The organism is Nocardia jiangxiensis NBRC 101359, from assembly GCF_000308615.1.
GTDB classification, from domain to species: domain Bacteria; phylum Actinomycetota; class Actinomycetes; order Mycobacteriales; family Mycobacteriaceae; genus Nocardia; species Nocardia jiangxiensis.
Map to the genome: position 1 here is coordinate 1 of NZ_BAGB01000130.1, position 3438 is coordinate 3438.

At 64.4% G+C, this 3438-nt stretch carries 5 protein-coding genes; 4 read left to right on the plus strand and 1 reads right to left on the minus strand.

Features of this window, described 5'->3' with window-relative positions:
- Window positions 1–437: 437 nt before the first annotated feature.
- Entirely contained in the window at window positions 438–563 is a 126-nt protein-coding gene (locus ON40_RS55565) for a hypothetical protein (protein WP_281033089.1), read from the plus strand.
- A 214-nt stretch (window positions 564–777) separates the two neighbouring features.
- The gene (locus tag ON40_RS34610; RefSeq protein WP_245568123.1) at window positions 778–1710 is read left to right on the plus strand and encodes a class I SAM-dependent methyltransferase; all 933 of its coding nucleotides are present in this window, start codon (window positions 778–780) and stop codon (window positions 1708–1710) included.
- Window positions 1711–1769: 59 nt separating this feature from the next.
- Here the strand turns inward: ON40_RS34610 and ON40_RS34615 are convergent, their stop codons facing one another.
- Entirely contained in the window at window positions 1770–2441 is a 672-nt protein-coding gene (locus tag ON40_RS34615; RefSeq protein ID WP_040829476.1) for a cyclase family protein, read from the minus strand.
- 110 nt (window positions 2442–2551) lie between these two features.
- Between ON40_RS34615 and ON40_RS34620 the strand changes: the two genes are divergently transcribed.
- Window positions 2552–2785 carry a metallothionein gene (locus ON40_RS34620; RefSeq protein ID WP_040829478.1) on the plus strand — a complete coding sequence of 78 codons (234 nt, stop codon included), beginning with the start codon at window positions 2552–2554 and terminating at the stop codon, window positions 2783–2785.
- 269 nt (window positions 2786–3054) lie between these two features.
- A complete protein-coding gene (locus tag ON40_RS52465; protein ID WP_157186586.1) occupies window positions 3055–3279 on the plus strand; it encodes a hypothetical protein in 225 nt (74 codons plus the stop codon).
- Window positions 3280–3438 lie beyond the last annotated feature (159 nt).

Here is a 3438-nt window from a genome sequence, read left to right on the forward strand (position 1 = left end):
GACGGTGTGCGGCTCTCGTTGATCGAATGCCGCGTGGGTGTTTACTGGTCGAAGCAGTTCGGTGCGATTACCCTTCGATGGCCGTTCGAGGTTTGTATGCCGGTATGGCGACTGCGCGAATTTCGTGACGCTGATCTGGATCAGGCGATTCAGATCTGGGAGCAGAGCCGTGCGGCCGGTGGGGACGAGCCGGTATTCGCGTTGGCGGAGGTGCACACCGGTCCCCGAGGGAGCCACCGGATCGGTCGCGTTCGAGAACTCCGGATACCTGCGCAGGACCGGTTTGGTCTATTCCGAACTGGTCGAGCCGTTGGCACCCGCGCAGGCCGGTTTGCTGGCCGAATTGGCCGGGCGCCTGCTGCCACCCGGGCTGTGGCAGTCGATGGCGGGAATGGACCGCGAAAAAGGAGATCATCGAACGACGGATCGTGCTGCCGTTGGCGAATCCCGATGTCGCCGAACGTTATCGGGTTCGGCCACCCAAGAGCGTCATCCTGTTCGGGCCGCCCGGCACCGGTAAGACCTGCTTCGCGAAGTGCGGGCCGATCGGCGATGACAGTTGAACGCGTCTGCTGGGTGGCCGATGAACGGACATTGGGTCGTGGCGATGAGGTCTTCCGTCCCTTATCTCGACACGCCGCGCCAGGCAACGTGGACGCAACGGATATTCCGCCGACATGCCGATTCCCGGAGAGATGACACGACGATGCGCACCGGCCTCGAGCTCTATCAGCGCCTGCAGCGGCTGGTACTCGAGCGTGAGAGGGGCCGGTGATCGTGACTGCTGATGTACCCATGCGGGGTGAGGTCCGGTCTCGCGATGAACTCCCGGACGAGTTCTTCGCCCTGTTCCTCGACCCGACCCGCACCTACAGTTGCGCGCTGTGGACTCGCCCGGACGACACCCTGGAACGGGCCCAGTCGGCGAAGATCGACCTCGCGTTGGCTCAGTGTGATCTGCAGCCGGGGATGACCTTGTTGGATGTCGGCTGCGGTTGGGGTTCAACCATGTTGCGCGCCATGGACACCTATGGCGTGAACGCGATCGGGTTGACCGGCAACCGCCACCAGTACCGGTACGTGCGAGACCAGCTCGCCGACCGGCTGATCCGCGGCCGCCCCTACGGCGGGGTACGGCGGCAAGGCTGGGCCGAATTCGACCGCCGCCCCGACCGAATCGTGTGCATCGGCACGCTGGAACACCTCGCCCCGCAGCGCTACCCCGATTTCTTCGATTTCTCCTTCCGGATCCTGCCCGAGGACGGAGTGCTGTTGGTGCAGACCGTCGTCGCGCTGGGCTGCGATCGTTCCGATGCCCACCAGACGGGGTTCGCGGAGACCGATCTCGTGCGTGTCCCTGGGACCATCTTCCCGACCGATCGACTCCTGCCGCCGACCGGCCGCAACCCCAAAGGGGTAGCCGAGTACGCGATAGATGCCGGATTCGCCATCACCAGAATCGGCAAACTAGGGCCGCACTACACCGCCACACTGCAAAGCTGGGCCTCCGCTCTGCACGAGCATCGCGACCGCGCGATCGACCTCGCCGGGCAGGACACCTACAACGCCTACATCGACTCCATGACGGGGTACGCCGACGACTTCCGCAGCGGCAACCTCGACGTCATGCAGTTCACCTGCACAAAGTCCACCGCGCAGTGTTCGGTTGTGCCTCGCGATATCCCGGCCCCGGTGATCGCCGACCAGTGAAGGCTGGGGAATTGGGCCAGGAGATGAGCTCGAGCTGCACTCCATCGACTGCCACCACATCAGCTACCGCCGCCGCCGTGATCGGTCCAGGCGACAGCGCGCAACGGAAACGAGCCCATCCCGCGCACTGGCGCCGGCAGTGCGACCAGCCTGGCGCCGATGTCGGGAACCGCGCCCAGGTTCGTCATCTGCTCGATGATCGGAATTCCCGCACCGAGCAGCGCATCGTGGCACGGTCGCGTCGGTAGCGACGTGTCGTCGATATCGAGCGAATCGATTCCAACCAGCGCTACGTTCGCAGCGACCAGTGCATCCGCGACCTCGCCAACCAGGAAAGGATGGTCAGGACTGCGGTACGCCGGCGAACCCCACCGGGTCGACCATCCGGTGTGCACGAGCACAGCCTTGCCCCACAACCGCGCGGGATCTCCGAGCACATCAGGCCCCACCGAGCGGGTCCCCACCGCGCGAATCATCACGATCGCCACGTTGAACAGCCGTTCCAGCGGCAACTCGGCGATATCGGCACCATCGGCGTGGAAATGAAAAGGCGCGTCGATATATGTCCCGGTATTGCCGACCATATTCACGCGTGCGATGTCGTAGGTCATCCCGATCAGCTGCGACCGCTCACGCGAAAGCTCGCTGGTGATCCGCGGACCTGGCAGGCCGACACAGGTGATCATGCCGTCCGAGATCGGATGAGACAGCTCCACAACCACCTTGCTCATACCAGGGACCGTACCGGCCGATCCCGCTGTGAGCGGACAAGAAACGAGTTCACCTAGGACGGTGCGCGATTTTTAATCGCTGAACAGTAGCTGGGGCATAGCATTGCTGAATGGCCCAATGTGAGGTTTGCGGCAACGAGTACACGATGGCATTCACGGTCGAGGCGCAGGGCGCTCGGCACCTATTCGACTGCTTCGAATGCGCTATTCACAGGCTGGCGCCTATCTGCGAGCACTGTCAGTGCCGGATCATCGGCCACGGTGTGGAGGCAGGCGGGCGCTTCTTCTGCTGCGCGCACTGCGCGTTGTCCGAAGGCGCCAAGGGGCTGGTCGACCACATTTGACGCGTGACGGCCAATGTCAGTGGCATTGACCGTTTTCGCCGTTATGAGAGGCGCGCGCTGAGAGACTCGCCGGAAGATTGCCATATGAGCAGGCGGAGTGGATAGGGTGGCACCCGCCGTCGCGACATCGGGTGGAGATTGGCATAGCCGCGGTGGTGGAGCCCCGCCTGCGTGCATCGCCTGTGGCAGGTCCGTTGCGCGCCCGGGCGGGGCTGTCCGATCGGCGCGGGTGCCCACAAGCGGGGGATTCTGATGGAGGAACGGAAGCAATGCCAGTAGCTCCGAATGCCACTGCGGCACATCTGGTGAGGGATATCGTGGCCCGGTACGGCTCCTTGGACGCGTTCTGCGCCCGCCTGCGAGGTAGCGTCGAGAATCCGACCGAGGAACTACGCCGCCTCACCGGCACCTGGGCGGGGCCCGGGGCGTCTCCAGCACCGGTGCGGGCCGAGGGCGAAGGGGACGGCGGCGGCAGGCACCGATCGCAGCGCTGAACCTTGATGGCGCGGCGCGGTGCACGGCGAAGGTGCTTGATCCGCACTTGATCCACACAAGCGAAACCTATTGTGCTGTAGGTCGTTTGGATCAGATTCGGCTGACGGGGGTCAAGCCGTACGGATCAGTGCGGTTGCTCGGGCCGTGCTCTGCCCGTC

What these genes read in the sequence shown, in the direction of transcription:
- ON40_RS34615 (WP_040829476.1), bottom strand. Translation starts at nt 2,441, where the DNA reads ATGAGCAAGGTGGTTGTGGAGCTGTCTCATCCGATCTCGGACGGCATG.
- ON40_RS34620 (WP_040829478.1), top strand. Translation starts at nt 2,552, where the DNA reads ATGGCCCAATGTGAGGTTTGCGGCAACGAGTACACGATGGCATTCACG.
- ON40_RS52465 (WP_157186586.1), top strand. Translation starts at nt 3,055, where the DNA reads ATGCCAGTAGCTCCGAATGCCACTGCGGCACATCTGGTGAGGGATATC.